The organism is Betaproteobacteria bacterium (assembly GCA_009377585.1).
In the GTDB taxonomy this organism is placed as follows: Bacteria; Pseudomonadota; Gammaproteobacteria; order Burkholderiales; family WYBJ01; genus WYBJ01.
On record WHTS01000126.1, the window covers coordinates 1 to 15,912 of the forward strand.

12 protein-coding genes are annotated in these 15,912 nt (G+C 62.9%); 6 read left to right on the plus strand and 6 right to left on the minus strand.

All coding sequences use genetic code 11. The features are described 5' to 3' along the window. Positions 1-551: 551 nt before the first annotated feature. Positions 552-1,490, minus strand: a complete 939-nt coding sequence (locus tag GEV05_26020) for an MBL fold metallo-hydrolase (protein MPZ46777.1) — start codon at positions 1,488-1,490, stop codon at positions 552-554. 439 nt (positions 1,491-1,929) lie between these two features. After that, on the minus strand, positions 1,930-3,930 hold the full coding sequence (locus tag GEV05_26025; protein MPZ46778.1) for an NAD(P)H-binding protein: 2,001 nt from the start codon (positions 3,928-3,930) through the stop codon (positions 1,930-1,932). Between the two features lie 219 nt (positions 3,931-4,149). On the opposite strand from GEV05_26025, the gene GEV05_26030 reads away from it, so the two are divergent. Both GEV05_26030 and GEV05_26035 read left to right on the plus strand, forming a co-directional pair. After that, positions 4,150-5,709 (plus strand): CadC-family transcriptional regulator, encoded by a 1,560-nt coding sequence (locus GEV05_26030; GenBank protein ID MPZ46779.1) that lies wholly within the window; start codon positions 4,150-4,152, stop codon positions 5,707-5,709. After that, positions 5,678-6,070 carry a hypothetical protein gene (locus GEV05_26035; protein ID MPZ46780.1) on the plus strand — a complete coding sequence of 131 codons (393 nt, stop codon included), beginning with the start codon at positions 5,678-5,680 and terminating at the stop codon, positions 6,068-6,070. Before GEV05_26030 ends, GEV05_26035 begins: the two co-directional genes overlap by 32 nt. Before the next feature lie 363 nt (positions 6,071-6,433). Here the strand turns inward: GEV05_26035 and GEV05_26040 are convergent, their stop codons facing one another. Further along, positions 6,434-7,111 carry a prolyl oligopeptidase family serine peptidase gene (locus tag GEV05_26040; GenBank protein MPZ46781.1) on the minus strand — a complete coding sequence of 226 codons (678 nt, stop codon included), beginning with the start codon at positions 7,109-7,111 and terminating at the stop codon, positions 6,434-6,436. 261 nt (positions 7,112-7,372) lie between these two features. Further along, positions 7,373-8,281 carry a LysR family transcriptional regulator gene (locus tag GEV05_26045; protein MPZ46782.1) on the minus strand — a complete coding sequence of 303 codons (909 nt, stop codon included), beginning with the start codon at positions 8,279-8,281 and terminating at the stop codon, positions 7,373-7,375. A gap of 111 nt (positions 8,282-8,392) precedes the next feature. On the opposite strand from GEV05_26045, the gene GEV05_26050 reads away from it, so the two are divergent. The 3 genes from GEV05_26050 to GEV05_26060 are packed head-to-tail and all read left to right on the plus strand — an operon-like array spanning position 8,393 to position 11,134. Continuing rightward, positions 8,393-9,574: a YbfB/YjiJ family MFS transporter gene (locus tag GEV05_26050; GenBank protein ID MPZ46783.1), complete on the plus strand. Its 1,182-nt coding sequence runs from the start codon at positions 8,393-8,395 to the stop codon at positions 9,572-9,574. 9 nt (positions 9,575-9,583) lie between these two features. Beyond that, positions 9,584-10,243 carry a carboxymuconolactone decarboxylase family protein gene (locus GEV05_26055; protein ID MPZ46784.1) on the plus strand — a complete coding sequence of 220 codons (660 nt, stop codon included), beginning with the start codon at positions 9,584-9,586 and terminating at the stop codon, positions 10,241-10,243. A gap of 45 nt (positions 10,244-10,288) precedes the next feature. Further along, complete coding sequence (locus tag GEV05_26060) at positions 10,289-11,134, plus strand: EamA family transporter (GenBank protein ID MPZ46785.1); 846 nt, start codon at positions 10,289-10,291, stop codon at positions 11,132-11,134. 315 nt (positions 11,135-11,449) lie between these two features. On the opposite strand, the gene GEV05_26065 is transcribed toward GEV05_26060, so the two are convergent. Next, positions 11,450-13,654: a response regulator gene (locus GEV05_26065; protein MPZ46786.1), complete on the minus strand. Its 2,205-nt coding sequence runs from the start codon at positions 13,652-13,654 to the stop codon at positions 11,450-11,452. A gap of 109 nt (positions 13,655-13,763) precedes the next feature. Here GEV05_26065 and GEV05_26070 point away from each other — a divergent pair, with 109 nt between their 5' ends. Further along, positions 13,764-13,970: a hypothetical protein gene (locus tag GEV05_26070; GenBank protein MPZ46787.1), complete on the plus strand. Its 207-nt coding sequence runs from the start codon at positions 13,764-13,766 to the stop codon at positions 13,968-13,970. A gap of 528 nt (positions 13,971-14,498) precedes the next feature. Here GEV05_26070 and GEV05_26075 read toward each other — a convergent pair. Then, positions 14,499-15,509, minus strand: a complete 1,011-nt coding sequence (locus GEV05_26075; protein ID MPZ46788.1) for a tripartite tricarboxylate transporter substrate binding protein — start codon at positions 15,507-15,509, stop codon at positions 14,499-14,501. Between the last annotated feature and the right edge of the window lie 403 nt (positions 15,510-15,912).

The following is a 15,912-nucleotide window of genomic DNA, read 5'->3' on the forward strand; positions in this document are numbered from 1 at the left end:
GAATGCCATGAGCGGCGATCGCGAGCAGTGCACCAGCGCCGGCATGGACGACTATCTGAGCAAGCCCTTCACGCAGGAGCAGCTACGCGCGGTGCTCGGGACCTGGATGCCAGATCCTTGTGCGGCGCCAGCCGTGGATTCCAGCGGCATGACATCGCCGCCGGCCATGCGTGCAGTCGCGGGAAGCCGTTGACCGACCTTAATTTCGATTTCTGCCAACCGCAGCGCTTCTCGGCTTTGCGATGTATTCAGGCGACGATCGGCAGGTTGGTTTGGCGATACGTACCATCGATCGCCTCGTGAGCCATCGGTGTCACCCCCAGATCGAATAGCTGCTCAATTCCAATCGGGGCAGTCGCACTGGAATACCCGGCGCAACGGTCTGCTGGTACGCTTCGGTCAACTCGGGACGATCATGATCGTCTCCGGCAATGACTGCGCTTCGGCCGGTGCCGCCGTTGGGAAGCGCTTTGGGCTACGTCAACAATCTGTGCGGACTGCTGACTTTGATGTCTTTGGTCCGCGAAAGTCCGTAGCCTGATCCGGCGAACTCACACTCCCAAGGATCGGAGCACCTTTGTCTTTGACGAGGAACAAACAAAACGAAAGACGTCGCCGGCGACCGCCACCCGGCCGACGGACGGAAACGACAGGTGAGTAGCCACCAGCGGCTCGCGGGTCGCCGCCAGTTCCCGCAAGAGGCGGACTCGGACGCGGACCGCCTCCTCGGGGTCGTGGTCGAAAGCGTTGTACCAGTCGGGGCGGTCGAAATGGTCCGGGAACACGGCATCGCCGAGGAACGTAAGCCGGTCGCCGCCGGACGCCATGCGGACCACGCTGTGCCCGGGGGTATGTCCGCCGGTGCGACTGACGACCACACCCGGCGCCACCTCATACTCCGCCTCGAACGGCCGCAGCTGGCTGCGGTACTCGCCCACGAACCGCCTGGCGGCCGACCGAAGCACGTCCGGCATCCCGCCAAAAGTGTTGCGGGAGAAATCGGGCGACGCCCAGAACTCGGCCTCGGCGGCCGCCAGGTGGATCGGTACGTCCCGACGCAGCCGGCCTCTCAGCCCGTCGGCGAGCAGCCCGCCAACGTGGTCCACATGCATGTGGGTAAGCACCACGTCGGTCACGGATGCGGGATCGATGCCGGCGGCCTCCAGTCGCGGGGCCAGCAGCCCCCCGGCCCGTGGGAAGTCCGGGTACTCCGCCCCCATCCCAGCGTCGATGAGCACGATCCGGCCGCCGCTACGCACCACGACCACGTTCAGCGGCCACTTGTACACGTCCCGCGGCTGGAGTCTGTCGTCCAGCCAGGCCGCCAGGTCGGCCGGGTCGGCATTGGTGGCCAACGTCGCAGCTGGCAGCGGAAACACTCCATCGCTAATCATCAGCACGTCAATCTTGCCGACCCGCAGCGCGTAGCGCGATGGAACCAACTCGTCAGTCGCCGTGCTACCGGGGTGTGAAGCAATGTCCAAGCTCATGTTCATGGTTATCTCCTCTTCTGGGCCCTTACTCACGGCCGTGTCGGCCAGCTCATAGCAAACGGAACAGTCCTGTCCGCATCTCTCCGCCAAGGGCGAAGGGGACGGAAGGGAACGTGGCTTTGGCAGTGCATGGAACAGGGTAGGGTTGGCTGATGGTGGTTTCCTCCTGGGTCACGGTCTGGGATAGCGGGGAGCGGCGAAACGAACGCCGTCCGAGTTCTTTGCTTTCTTGACTCATGGCAAATCTCTGTTGGAATCCTGAGAGCGCTCGCCGAATCGCATGGATAAGGCGAAGTGCGGTCCGTGTTTGTGACGCGCGGTTGGGTCGGTACTTGCGTACTGCGGCGATGGAAAGTCTTCGATCAATGCCGCCGAGCGCTTGAAGTGGTCTTGGGCTGCCGCCTCTGCTTCCACCTCTCGCACGCCGGCTTGGCCATCAATAGTCCACGGTACGTGCCCACTCGGCGGCCTTGTAGGCATCTGCGCGATTGGCACGCGGCGGATAGATCCACTGCGTGTTGATCTCGCGCTTCATGGCTTTCGCCTTGTCTCCGGTCATCTCGACTTTGCTGTCCCAGCCTCTGGTGAACACGGCGTCGGATGGGCCAAGATCGAGGCAGGTGACGTAATTCTTCTGCTGATACGGCTCGAGCGGCACGCCGAGCAGGTCCGCCGCCGCATTGTGTCCGGCAGAGGCACCCAGCCGGTTGGCGTGCTGGCACGACATCAGCGCGCGGTGGCCCAGGTCGTCTGTCAGCGCATGCACGGTGTCGCCGGCGGCGAAGACCGTCGGCACGCCGGGAACGCGCAGGTTGCGGTCGACCACGAGTCGGCCAGACCGATCACGCTCAGCCTGGATTTGCTCGGTCAGCGGATTCGCCCGCATTCCGGCCGCCCAGATTACGGTCGCACTCTCGATGGACCGCCTGTCGCTCAGGGTGACGCTGCTTTCGCCCAGCGCCGAGACGCCCACGCCGAGCAAGGTTTCCACGCCGGCTTCGCGCAGGGCCTTCTCGATCAGTGGACGCGGGTTGGTACCCATCGCCGGCGCGATGGCGTCGTTGCGGTCGACGATGAGGACACGGACATTTGCCTTTGGTCCCAGGATGGCACGCAGACGCGATGGCATTTCCGTCGCGACCTCGATGCCGGTGAAGCCACCGCCGGCGACGACTACTGTGTCGCGTGCGGCAGAGGCTGGCCGATCCGCCAAGGCCTTGAGGTGGCGATCGAGGGCGATCGCATCGTCGAGCTGATCGACGGTGAAGCCGTACTTGGCAAGGCCGGGGATGTCCGGCTTGAACCCTTGGCCGCCAGCAGCCAGCACCAGGCGGTCGTAGCGCAGCGAACGTCGCATCCCGTCGGGCCCGACGATCATGGCCGACTTGCTGGCGGAGTCGATGACGTCGACCCGGCCCTGTTCGTATCGGACGTCGACGGCCTTGAACACTTCCGCGAGCGCTGCCACCATGGTTTCGGGCGCAGGCTCGTAGAGGCGGGGACGGATCACCAGCCGTGGCTCCGGCGCAACGACGACAATCTCGAGGGTGTCGGGCGAAACGCCTTGCTCGTCGCGTAGGCGGGCGGCGTTCAGGGCTGCATACATGCCGGCGAAGCCGGCGCCGATGATCAGAAGACGCTGCATGGTTGGATCTCCTTTGGGGGTTGATGGCGTCAGCGCCGGACGAACGCGAGCAGAGCGGCCGAGCCAGTCTTCGAAGCGCGTGGTGCCAAGGCGCGGCCGGTCGCCGGGGGTCAGCGACCGATCGTTTAGCTCGGCGCCGAAGTAGCGGGCGTGAATGTCCGCGATCACCCGGCGCGGCTCGCCGATCGCGGCCAGGAGCTTGCAGGCGAGCTCGTCGAGGGGCCAGGCCTCCGGACCCGCCACCTCGATGGTCGCGTTCAGCGGTGCGGCGACGGCGACCTCGGTCAGGGCGGCGGCGACATCATCGGACGCGATCGGCTGCACCAGAGCGGGCGACAGCCGAATCACGCCGCCGTCGCCGCCGGCCTCGGCGATGCGCTGGATGTCCTCGAAGGACTGCGTCGCGCGGACGATCGTGTAGGGGATCCCGGCAGCTTTGACGAACCCTTCCTGAACGGCTTTCGCACGAAGGTAGCTGCTGTCCGGCAGGCGATCGGTCCCGACCACCGACAGGGCAATGTGATGGCGGATGCCGGCGGCGGCTTCCGCGGCGAAAGTGTTGCGGCCGGCCGTCTTGAAAAAGGTCATAACGGCTTCGTCCTCGAACGAGCGTGAGTTCGCCACGTCGATGACGACTTGGGCACCGGCGAGTGCATCCTTCAGGCCTTCGCCGGTTATGGTGTTGACGCCGGTGTTCCGGGCCGCCGCGACGACGTCATAGCCCCGTTGACGCAGGTTGGAAACGACCTTGCTGCCGATGAGGCCCGTACCTCCAATGACGACGATCTTCATGGCTTGGTTCTACATCCGTGTTATGGCGACAGGATGAACGAAGCGCATCGGCAAGACCTTGCAGCGACCTCCAATTTGTCTTCGGTTCTCGTCCAAAAGCGCTCGAAATTGCGGTATCGTTCCTGGGGCGAGACAGGAGCGGACGGCACCGCCTGCCAGAAATCCCTCGTGGTATCAAACGCTCGTGAACCGACGGCTTGAACGGCACGGAGTGCACCCGTGAGGTTTGTTTTCGGAAATCACGTGCTCGATGCAGACCGGCGGGAGCTCACCCGCGGATCCAAGACCATTGCGACCGGGCCGCAGATATTCGACCTGCTTTTGTATCTGCTACAAAACCGCGCACGTGTCGTCACCAAGGTCGAGCTGTTCGACGTGGTGTGGACGGGTCGAGTCGTCTCGGACTCCACCCTTACGAGCCATATCAATGCGGTGCGCACGGCGATCGGCGATACCGGCGAGGAACAACGACTGCTCCGCACGATCGCGCGCAAGGGCTACCGCTTCGTAGGCGAGGCCAGTGAGATCGATGCTTCGGCTCACGCGACGGTCCGGGAGTCACCCGCGCAGGCGCCGGCTCTTCCGGACCGTCCTTCCATTGCCGTCCTGCCGTTCCTCAACCTCAGCGGCGATCCGGCACAGGATTACTTCGTCGACGGCGTGGTGGAGGACATCATCTCCGCCCTGTCGCGCATGAGCTGGCTGTTCGTCATCGCGCGGAACTCAAGCTTCACGTACAAGGGCCGTGCAGTTGATGTGAAGCAGGTGGGCCGCGACCTGGGGGTGCGCGACGTCCTCGAAGGCAGCGTGCGCAAGGCCGCGAGCCGCGTGCGGATCACCGGGCAGCTCATCGATGCAGGCACGGGCGCGAATTTCTGGTCGGAGCGTTTCGAAGGCGAGGTCAGCGACATCTTCGAGCTGCAAGACCTGTTGACGAGCAACGTCGTCGGTGCGATCGCGCCGCAGCTGGAGCGCGCAGAGATCGAGCGCGCGAAGCACAAGCCTACCGAAAGTCTCGACGCCTACGACTACTATCTTCGCGCCACGGCGAACCTGCACTTTGGGACCAGGGAGGCAGTCGACGAGGCGCTTCGCCTGCTCTACAACGCGATCGAGCGCGACTCGGAATACGCGGCGGCATATGCCATGGCGGCCTGGTGTCACCTCTGGCGCAAGATCAATGGCTGGATGATTGATCGTCCGCGCGAGATGGGCGAGGGAGCGTTGCTGGCCCGCCGCGCCGTCGAGTTGGGCAAGGACGATGCGATCGCCCTCGCGCGCGCCGGCAGCGCCCTTACTCATCTCGCCGGCGACCTCGATGGCGGCGTAGCCTTGCTCGATCGTGCGAAGATACTCAATCCCAATCTGGCGGCTGCCTGGTTCCTCAGCGGTTTCGTCCGGGTCTGGCACGGCGACCCGGAGAGCGCGATCGCGCACTTCACGCAGGCGATGCGTCTCAGCCCGCTGGACCCGGAGATGTACCGCATGCAGGCCGGAATGGCGGCCGCGCATCTGTTCGCCGGGCGTTTCGACGAAGCCTCATCGTGGGCAGAGAAGGCCTTCCGAGATCTGCCGACATTTCTGATCGTGGTCGCCTTCATCGTGGCAAGCCACGCGATTGCCGGACGGATCGAGGACGCGCGACGAGCGATGCACCAGCTGCGCCAGCTTGATCCCACCCTCCGCATCTCGAACCTCACCGATTATCTGCCGATCCGCCGGCCGCAAGACCTCGCCGTCTTCGCGGATGGCCTACGCAGAGCGGGACTGCCGGACTAACAGAAAGTGGGAGGGTGTGCACTGGGATCAGCGTCGACGGCTAAGCGTTGTACGGGTCCTCGGCGGCTTTCACTATGTCTTGCTCGCGATTCGAGAAGGAGTTTCAAGTATGGCATTGCGCTTTGAGCCCATTCGGCCGGAATTCGGCGCCCGCGTGAGCGGGGTCACACTCAATCTCGGTATGAGCGATCCGGCATTTTCCGAACTCCGTCGCGCGCTCGACAAGTACTCTGTGCTGGTATTCGCCAATCAACCGATGAGCGACGTGCAACAAATCGACTTCTCGCGCACGACTATCAGTAATCCTGCGGTTCTGGAGACGCCGGCGTACCGTCAGATCGAGACACGCCGGTCGGTTTGAGTACTGCAGCGAGTTAACGGAACCACGTTGCGAACGACGGAATATGGCCGAGACCCAGCCCGACGTGGCCGATCCCATGATTTTCTCGGAACTGGCCCCCCCGGCAACTCACAACGAGGCTGGTGCGGTAACCGCTAGACCTCTGGCCGTGGCTGCACGGCGGAAAACGATCGCTCGCCCGTCGAACGTGCCGTTGACCTGCGCGCCGCTTGCGCGTCAGGGGCTTCGTTCATCCACGCGCCAGCTCGGCCGCGTCGGCAGCACGAATTCACCACGCCTTTCCGCCTGTCGCCCGGGTTCGGCGTAAGCAAGGGTTATCCGGGTGCTACGTTCCCCGCAATGACGCCGAAGATGGAATGCGAGCTACAGGGTCGTGTGCTTGCGGACGAATTCCTTCATCCGGTCGAGCGCGCGCGCCGCATACGGGGCATTGGGTTTGCCGGTCATGAAGCCGTGGTCGGCGCCCTCGTAGAGCTGCAATTCGGCATGTCCGCCGGCCTTGTTGTAGTCGGCGACAAAGCTGCGCATCAGCTCCACCGGGACCCACTCGTCTCTGTCGCCGCCAAATACCAGCGCCGGCGGCAGCGCGCATTTCTCGCCCCGCTTCAGCATCTGCGGCGGCGCCGCCTCGGCATGCGCCTCTTCGGTCAGCCAGAACGTGTTGTGGTGATGCACCAAATCCTGTTTGCCAGCCTGCTTCGCCTGGTTGTAGCGCAGCAGCGGGTCGAGCACGCCCCAGCCGGAGATCACCCAGGCCTGCTCTGCATCGACGCCGGCCGGCCCCGGCAGAATCGTGTAACGCGGATCGGTCGGCCGCATCGCGGCCAACAGGACCTGGTGCCCGCCGCTCGACGTGCCGAATGAGCCGACCCATTCGGGGCGGCTACCGAACGAACGCGCATTCGCCTTCAGCCAGCGGACGCCCAGGTTGATGTCCTGGATCGAGCCGGGATGAGGTGTCCGACGAGTCGTTTCGGCCAAGACGAGACGGTCGTGGTGCGAAGCCCGACCGCCGGCTCTTCGGCCAATCCGGTCAGGCAGTCAATATCGAGCGTACGGCAGGTGTCCGCCTGTCAGCAGACCTTGGAGACAGCAGAGCCTGCAGCGACGGCTTTTCAATTGCGCCATAGGCAACTTGCGACCCCTATGCGCAGGCGTACAGCCGCTCTTGGCCGACTGCTGCCCGCTAATCGTTGGATGCAATGTTCGATACCTGCCGTTCACGAGCATCCGGACGTCAGCCCGGTCGAAATTGCAGTTATGACCTACGCAGTCGATCGAGAAAGGAAGCCGTCTGGCGGATCAGGAAGGCCTCAATTCCTTGCCACGAGTTTTCGCCGGCGCCAAGCTCGCAGCGAAGAGTGCTTTCAGTGCCTGCAGAGCAACTGAATGGTGCGATGCTCGCCATATCAGATGCGTCTTGGCGTGTGCGACTGCAGAAGGTAGCGGTATGACCTTAACATCGGAGCTTGCGGTTGTGAGCGAAAGCACCGAGCGCGGCACGACAGCGAAGCCCGTGCCGGCGGCAACGCATGCGATGATTGCGTGATACGACTGAAACTCCATGACGCGATCCGCGTGGATCTTCGCCGATGCGAGCCAGGTTTCCAGCCTTTTCCTATACGAGCAACCGTTGGCAAAGGCGATCATGGTCACATTGCCGATATCCTTTGCCGAGCGTACGCGTCCCTCGCTCTTTGGCGTGATGAGAACGATCTCTTCCCGAAATACAAGCTGTGTCTCGAAGCCTGGATTGTTGAAAGGCTCCGCTACGAACGCCGCTTCGACTTCCTTAGCCTGAAGGCTGCTCACCAGGGCGCCCGAAGTGCCGGTGACGAGCTCGATCCGAACTTCCGGGTATAGAGCGTGGTAACGCGCAAGGTACCTCGGCAATCGTGCGGCGGCGGTACTTTCGAGCGAGCCGATCCTGAGCGTTCCACGAGGTCCGCCATCGTGCAAGGCCGCCCGAGCCTCTGCGGATAGGCGCAGGAGCTGGTTGGCATAGTCGACGAGCAACTTGCCCTCCGCCGTGAGCGCAAGTCGGCGGCCCACCCTCACGAAGAGCGCTGCGCCGAGTTGCTGCTCCAGTATCTTGACGCGCGTGGTCACGTTGGAAGGGACTCGGTGAAGTCTCGCGGCAGCCCTGTTGATTCCGCCTTCATCGACGACCGCCTTGAAGATCTCGAGCGCCGCAAGGTCCATCAGTGCCATTTTCTCGGTTCTCTTTTGAAGAACATAGTGTTCTCAATTATTCACTTTTCAAGGCTCTCCCCGCAACTTAAGCTGCCGACGGTAGGGCAAGGGCCTGGATCAGAGGCAATCATGAACGATTCATCGCCGCCGCCATTGAGGATTGCTCTGAGCGGGCTGGCAACGCTGGCGCTCATCATCGGAATCGGACGCTTTGCGTTCACACCGGTCCTGCCGATGATGCAGTCGGACTGGGGCCTCACGCTCGCGCAAGGCGGATGGCTCGCCACTGCCAACTACATCGGCTATCTCGTGGGCGGTCTGGCTGCGATGCGCTCTCCATTGCGGCCGCGGATTGCAATCCGTATCGGACTGCTGACGATCATGATCTGTACCGTGGCCATGGCGTTCTCGCAGGGCTTTGCGGCCTGGTTGGTCCTGCGAGCGGTTCCGGGCTTCGCAAGCGCCTGGGTCATGGTCTATGCCTCCGCCTGGGTGCTGGAGAAGCTCGCAGAGGCGGACCGCGCAGACCTGGGCGGCGCAGTGTACGCGGGGGTTGGCATCGGTATCGTCGTCGCAGGGCTCACGTGTCTCGCGATCCTCGCACTGGGAAGAAATTCGGACACGGCGTGGATCGCACTGGGTGTCGCCGCGTTCATCATCGTCGCGTTCGTGTGGCAAGTGCTCGGTGACGACATGATGTCAGCCGGCCCAGAAGCCAGGACCAAAGGCACTGCACGCCGCGTTCCGGAATTCTGGCGCCTTGTCCTTTGCTACGGCGCCCTTGGCCTTGGGTACATCATCCCGGCGACATTTCTACCGGTCATGGCGAAGCAAATCGTCTCGGGCCCAATCTGGTTCGGCTGGGTGTGGCCCGTCTTCGGCGCGGCTGCCGCGCTGTCGACTCTTGTTGCGGCACATCTCGGGCGCTGTGTGAGCAAGCCCACGATCTGGATCAGGAGCAACCTGATCATGGCTGCGGGTGTGCTCGTCCCGATCGCTTTTCCCAACGTCATCGGCATGGCCATCTCCGCCCTTTGCGTGGGCGGGACATTCATGGTCATTACGATGGTTGGTCTGCAGGAAGCTCGGAGCATCGCAGGCCCGCAGGCCCGCACGCTGATGGGTGCGATGACTGCAGCCTTCGGGATAGGGCAGATCGTCGGGCCTGGGCTCGTCAGTAGCTTCTTACACCTTCCAAACGGTTTCTCGTACGGACTCGTTGCATCGGCCGTTCCGCTCGTGATCGCGTCGTACAGCCTCTCTTCTCACCGCGGAAACCGATTGGATGCCGCAGCCGCAGTAACGAAGTAGGGAGTAGCCATGTCCAGCAATCGATGGCTCGTCGGAGAAGTTGCCTACGTGGATCGTATGCCTGCGCTCGCGCTGGAGGCTCTGAACGAAAAGCAGCGCAAAGTCGCCGAGGAATTGATGAATGGGCCACGCGGCGGAGTGAAAGGGCCCTTCATCCCCTTACTGAGAAGCCCGGAGCTCGTGGACCGGCTTGGAAGAGTCGGAGAATACCTGCGCTTCGGAAGCGCACTCGATGCCAGGGTGAGGGAGCTCGTCACGCTGATCGTCGCACGCGAATGGACGAATCAGTTCGAATGGGCGGTGCACGTTCCCCTTGCTCTTGAGGCCGGCATCGAGCGAGACGTCATCGATGCGCTGGCGCAGGGCCGGGATCCCAAAGGCATGACGGCTTCCGAGGAGATCGCATACGAGGTATGCGCTGAGCTGAGCCGCACGAAAGGCGTCTGCGAGTTGACCTACCGCCGCGCAATCGAAGCCTTCGGCGAGGCGGGGCTCATCGAGATCGTTTCCGTATACGGATATTTCGTGACGATTTCCGCGATCATGAACATCGCTCATACGGCGCCGCCGGAGGGTTGCACTCAGTTGCGCTTTTCCGCGCATACTCGCCGAACCAAGTCGTATCGTTATGCACCGGCTCTGAGCGCTGCAGCCGGATGGGCGACATGACGGTATTGCGGATGCCGAGCCAGCCTTGAACGAGGTACGTGAGTAATGAGCGTTGAAGTGGCGTGCCTTGTACTGATCGCGGCCGCATTTCATGCAAGTTGGAATGCACTCATCAAGATGCGCGGGGATCGCGTCATAGTGATGATGCTCGTGACGCTCTCCGGCAGCATGTTTTCGCTCCTGGTCGCCCCTTTCGTGGAGGCGCCGGCCCCCGAAAGTTGGGGCCTCTTGGCGCTGACGATTCTGCTACATACGGCATACCATCTGTTTCTGCCGATCGCCTACAACCACGAAGATCTAGGACAGGTGTATCCGATTGCTCGGGGTTCTGCCCCGCTGCTAGTCGCAATAGGTGCGCTTCTATTTGCCGGCGAAGCGCTCACTCCAGTTGCGCTGCTGGGTACCCTCTGCCTAGCTTGTGGCGTGATGGCGCTGACTTTCGAACGTGGCGGAGGGGTTTGGGTCACACCGAAACCCGTGATTCATGCGCTCTTGACTGGAGTATTGATCGCCTCATATACCGTCGTAGATGGTCTCGGGGCACGCCAAGCCGGATCGGCCATCGGTTTCGCCGTTTGGCTCACCATAGGGGACGGACTTCTTACATTCCTTATCGTCTGCATGTGGAAGGGTCGCAATGTCGTCCGCGCTGCGGCACGTAATGCGGGAACCGCTTTGATTGGCGGAATCCTGCAAGCCCTGGGCTATTGGATAATCGTTTGGGCGCTGGCAGTCGCTCCAATGGCCATGGTGTCCGGCCTTAGAGAAACTAGCGTTCTGTTTGCAGCGCTTATTTCTACGTTCGTTCTGAAGGAAGGCTTCGGGGCCTGGCGTTTTGTATCTGCCGCCTTGATCGCGCTTGGCCTTGTCGCTACGAAATCCAGCAAGTGATCCCGCCACCAACGCAGGCGTTTATCAGCATCCCGCAGACGATCAAGTGCAACAAGGGGCCTCGTTGAGCACCATGGACGCGCACGCGCGAGGTCTGATCGAGGTCGCCTCTTTTCGTCTTTTCCGCCCATGCCAGAAGGTGTAGGTAGCGTCCGGCGATGACTCCTCTTCGGCCGGTCCAGTCACACGGTCAGCGTCGAGTGTGTGACTGGTTACCGTCGGTAAACGGACCTCGGCGCCCGCGCGGCGCCGAACGTCCCCCTTCCGCTATACCAATGGCAACTCCCGACCCGTTGCTGTCCGTGCGCCGGCGGGTTAACTCAGCCTGGCAACAATTTCCAGCAATCGATCGAAGTCGACCGGCTTGACCAGATGCTGGTCGAATCCAGCTGCACGCGAGCGCTGTTCGTCCTCCGGGAGCCCGTATCCCGTCAGCGCGACGAGCGTCGGTTTGCCGCCCAGCTCGCGTCTTATGGCTTTCGCCACTTCGTAGCCATTCATCTGCGGCAGTCCGATATCTACGATGGCGATGTCAGGATGCCACTGCGCGGCCTTTGCGAGGCCAGCGATGCCATCAGGCGCCACTTCTACGCTGTGCCCATTCAGTTCGAGCACGCGCTTGAGGCTCTCGCGCGAATCCGGGTCGTCCTCCACCAGCAGGATTCTCACCTGTTCGATTGCGCCGTATCTCGGCACCGCCTCCCTGGGCGCTGGCGCTGGCGCTGGCGCAAGCACCGGGACGGCGGGCAGGGACACCGTGAACGTGGTGCCCCGATTGTGACCTTCGCTCGAGACGGAAACCGAACCGCCATGGAGCTGCACCAGGCGCTGCACGAGCGTGAGTCCGATACCGAGCCCGCCTTTCGCTCGGTCGAGCGCCTGAGGTACCTGGTAGAAAAGGTCGAATATGCGCCCGAGGTGTTCAGGCTCGATTCCGATGCCGGTGTCGGCCACGCGCAAGATGGCGCTGACTCCCTGCTGCTCGACCTCTACCCGAATGCGCCCCTCTGCAGGTGTGTGCGCGGTGGCATTGGACAACAAGTTGCTCAAGACTTGCTCCAGCCGCGCTGGATCCGCTTCGACCCACACCGGCTTTGCTTCGACGGTTATTGCGTGTTCCTTGTCCCTCGCCTGCAATGCACTGACCGCGTTCTGCACGGCCTTCAGAAGGTTCACGGGTTTGACTTCGAGGCTGATCTTTCCGGAGACGATGCGGTTCACATCGAGGAGGTCGTCGATGAGCCGGCGGAGCTGACCCGACTGCCGCGAAATCATCTCACTCGCGAACCGGACAACTTTCGGATCGCCATTCTGCATCTGCAACAGAGCCCCGGCATTCGAGATAGCGCCAAGCGGGTTGCGCAGCTCGTGACCGAGCATAGCGAGAAACTCGTCCTTCGACTTGTTCTGAGCTTCGGCGAGTTCGCGGTGTTCGCGTTCGCGTTCGAGCAGCTCCCGCAGCCGCGTGCCGGCCCTCTGATGCGCTTGCCCGAGCGCCTGCAGCTCCACGATAGAACTGCCGGTACCGGCAACTGGCGTCCCACTCGCCAGCGTGTCCGCTTCGGCTCCAAGCTTGTGCACGTCCTGCGCGATGCGCTGCGCAAGCAGCCTCGCTGCCACTGCGCCCGCACCCGCAACGAACAGGCAGATCGCCCCGAGCAGCGCGATGTAACTCAGCCAGGTCGAACGATGCGCCGCGAGCGGGTTCGCCACCAATACGGTCCAGCCGGATTGCGGCATGCGCACCCAGGAACCAACGACCTCCAGTCCTTCGTCCGTCCTGAAATTCCCCACTCCCTTAACGCGTGCAGAAATCTGCTGGCGCAGCCTTGACGGTGCAAAACCGTCAGCGAGGGACTCGCTGGCATTGCTGCGCGCGATGTACGTCAACTCCTGGTCGAGCAGTACCGCAACTCCGCCTTCCACGCCAACGCCCCTGGTGATGAGATCGCGCAGAAATCCGAGATCCAGTCCGGATGCGAGGACGTACTGGACGGAACCCTGAAGCGTCACGGGTATCGCCAGCCCGACAATCGGCTGCTTCGAGATGCGTCCAATGAAGAGTCGGGAGACGACGGGCTTGCCGGTATCGAAAGCCTGCTTCACCCACGGCAGTCCAAGACCGCTCGGCAGCGATGTGCTGAGCGGGCTAAGGGTGTTCACGAGCTGCGTGCCGTCCGACGCCGACAGGAGAAGGCTGCGCCAGTCGGGGCTGCCGCTGACCGCCTCGCGGCAACGTTGCGCAAACTGGTCGATGTTGCCAACGTGCAGAGATGATTCGTTGGCGAGAACCACCATGCGCTTCAAGCCGCTGTCAATGTTGCTCTCGATTGCAGCCGCAAGCGCCTCCGCGCTTTCGAGCACTGCGCTTTCCATCTCCGCTTCCTGTTTGCTGGAGATGACGTAGAGAAGCGCAGCGACGAACGCACCCAGCGGAATCACCGCGGCGAGCACCAATGCAAGCAGGTACGTGCGGATCGTCACGCCCTCTCGCAGGAACTTTCTTCGGATCCCAGTCATGTCGTCTTCAGACTAGTGCTTCGCGGTTCCGGTGTACTGCCCGTTGGGGCGCGAGGTCAACGGGCGGCTTGCCTCCCTCGATAGGCGCGGCAGCAGCAGATTGCGCATCATGCTGGCATTGCTTTCAGCCCACAGTGCGGTATTGCTGGCGGCGCCGAAGGGCGCCGGCGTGCCGGAAACCGGCGAGGCATTCTGGCTGAGATTTGCCAACCGAGACATCCATCAGTGTCCGCGATGCCGTATCGGGCGCATGATCGTGCTCGCGACCATCTTGGCGGCAAATCGAGATGACCAAGTCCTGCCGCAACCGCCATGATTGAGTCGGGTCACGGCAAATCTTCGACCCCAATTCCGTCGTCCGAACGACCCGGAGCGGGTACGCTCGCGATCGCCTCGACCGTTGACCTTCGCCAACGCCTCTGTCATAGCCATCGGAGCGATCAGAAGGCTCAAATCTGCACCGGTGAACACGATGCCCCTCGGATTCGGCCGGACCCCGGATTGCATCCGAAGAACGATAGGACTGACGGCCAGGAGCGGTCCTTCCGCTGTCGGCCAACTCCGTCCGGTCATGGTCGGGCAACGACTGCTTCTCGGCCTTATGTGGAGCTCAACATAAGGCCGAACACCGGACATTAATGGTGATTGCAATGAACGTATCTTCCGGGTCGAAAGCAGCGAGATCTCCATGCCGCTGGAATCTCTCTAAACCACCTCGCCGCTCGGATGCTGCGCGAGGAGTTCCAGAAGAAGTATCCGAGTTGGCAACGACCGGTGCGCGTGCAAGGAGCGGTGACTGCCAAGTACGCGCAATTCCTTGATGGGCAGGCTGGCGCGCCCCTACCTACCTCTGACGCATCCCCGTGGCCGCAATCACCTTGTTCCACACCGCCGTCTCGCTGCGCAAGTGCTCGGCGAACTGCGCCGGCGTGCTCGCGTTGACCTCGAACCCGAGATCGGTCAAGCGGCTCTGCATGGCGGGCGCATTGAGCGTCGCGGTCAAGGTCGAGTGCAGGCGGCTCACGATCGGCTGAGGCAGGTTGCGCGGCGCGACGATTCCGTACCAGCTGGCGGCATCGAAGGCGAAGCCGGACTCCTTGATCGTCGCAACATTGGGCAGTGCTACGGCACGACGCTTGGGCAGTGCTACGGCACGACGCGCTCCACCCACCGCCATCGCCCGCAGCTTTCCCGAATTGATGTGCGCGATAGCCGATCCGATCGAAGCAAACATCACCGAGACCTCGCCGGCGATCAGAGCCGTCATGCCCGGCCCGGCTCCCTTGTAGGGTACGTGCACCATGTCGATGCCGGCCACCAGTTTGAACAGCTCCATCGCCATGTGGCTGCTCTGACCCGCACCGCCCGATCCATAGTTGAGCTTGCCGGGCTGCGACTTGGCGAGCGCCACCAGTTCCCGCATCGTCTTGGCCGGGACACCAGGATTGGCGAGCAGCACGAAGGGTCCCGAGGCCATCAACGAGATGGGCGTGAAGTCCTTCGAGGCGTCGTAGGGCGGGGAAGCGCTCATTCCGGGCCCGATGATGAGCGGACCGGGAAACCCGACGAGCAGGGTGTAGCCGTCGGGCACGGCGCGCGCCGCGATCTCGGTGGCGATCATGCCCGCCGCGCCTGCCCGGTTGTCGACCACAATGGTTCTTCCCAATGCTTCACCCCAGGGAGCGGACACGATCCGCGCGAGCAGGTCGTTGGGTCCTCCCGGTGAAGATGCCACGATGAGCCGAATCGGCCTGGTCGGAAAAGCGGACTCTGCCGCCCCCGCAGCGCCGCCGAAGAGCGTAATCGTCGCGGCACAGAACGCCACGCACAGCCAGGTCTTTCGCAACCAGTGCATGCTATGTCCTCCCTCCGGTCAACGCCGATTTTGCCATGTTGTCCCGGTTATCGATTCCGGTCCACGAATTCAGCGCCGGCTGCGGCCCGAGCTGCACCGATGTCGATTGGCATCGGGGCATGCTATGTACCATGGCGGGCAACGATCTCACCTGTGGTTCGACGACTATACTTCGGCCGATCGCAAGGACCAGGAGTCGGAGTAGGAATGACGGTCACCCATCACCCCCTCCACAGATCCGTACGAGCGGGATTACCGCATACGGCTCCTGCCTTGGGTCGTGACGATCAGACGCTGGTTGGGGTAAGGGTGGCAGATGCGTGCGGGAGGCAACCAGTGCGCGATGAGCCGGCGCATACGGGTCCAGCTCAGATGGTGGGTCTGGCTGCGGCGGCACAACGTG

Coding starts and splice junctions, on each gene's coding strand:
- GEV05_26020 (MPZ46777.1), bottom strand. CDS start 1,490: ATGAGCTTGGACATTGCTTCACACCCCGGTAGCACGGCGACTGACGAG.
- GEV05_26025 (MPZ46778.1), bottom strand. CDS start 3,930: ATGAAGATCGTCGTCATTGGAGGTACGGGCCTCATCGGCAGCAAGGTC.
- GEV05_26035 (MPZ46780.1), top strand. CDS start 5,678: ATGGCCTACGCAGAGCGGGACTGCCGGACTAACAGAAAGTGGGAGGGT.
- GEV05_26045 (MPZ46782.1), bottom strand. CDS start 8,281: ATGGCACTGATGGACCTTGCGGCGCTCGAGATCTTCAAGGCGGTCGTC.
- GEV05_26050 (MPZ46783.1), top strand. CDS start 8,393: ATGAACGATTCATCGCCGCCGCCATTGAGGATTGCTCTGAGCGGGCTG.
- GEV05_26055 (MPZ46784.1), top strand. CDS start 9,584: ATGTCCAGCAATCGATGGCTCGTCGGAGAAGTTGCCTACGTGGATCGT.
- GEV05_26060 (MPZ46785.1), top strand. CDS start 10,289: ATGAGCGTTGAAGTGGCGTGCCTTGTACTGATCGCGGCCGCATTTCAT.
- GEV05_26065 (MPZ46786.1), bottom strand. CDS start 13,654: ATGACTGGGATCCGAAGAAAGTTCCTGCGAGAGGGCGTGACGATCCGC.
- GEV05_26070 (MPZ46787.1), top strand. CDS start 13,764: ATGCTGGCATTGCTTTCAGCCCACAGTGCGGTATTGCTGGCGGCGCCG.
- GEV05_26075 (MPZ46788.1), bottom strand. CDS start 15,509: ATGCACTGGTTGCGAAAGACCTGGCTGTGCGTGGCGTTCTGTGCCGCG.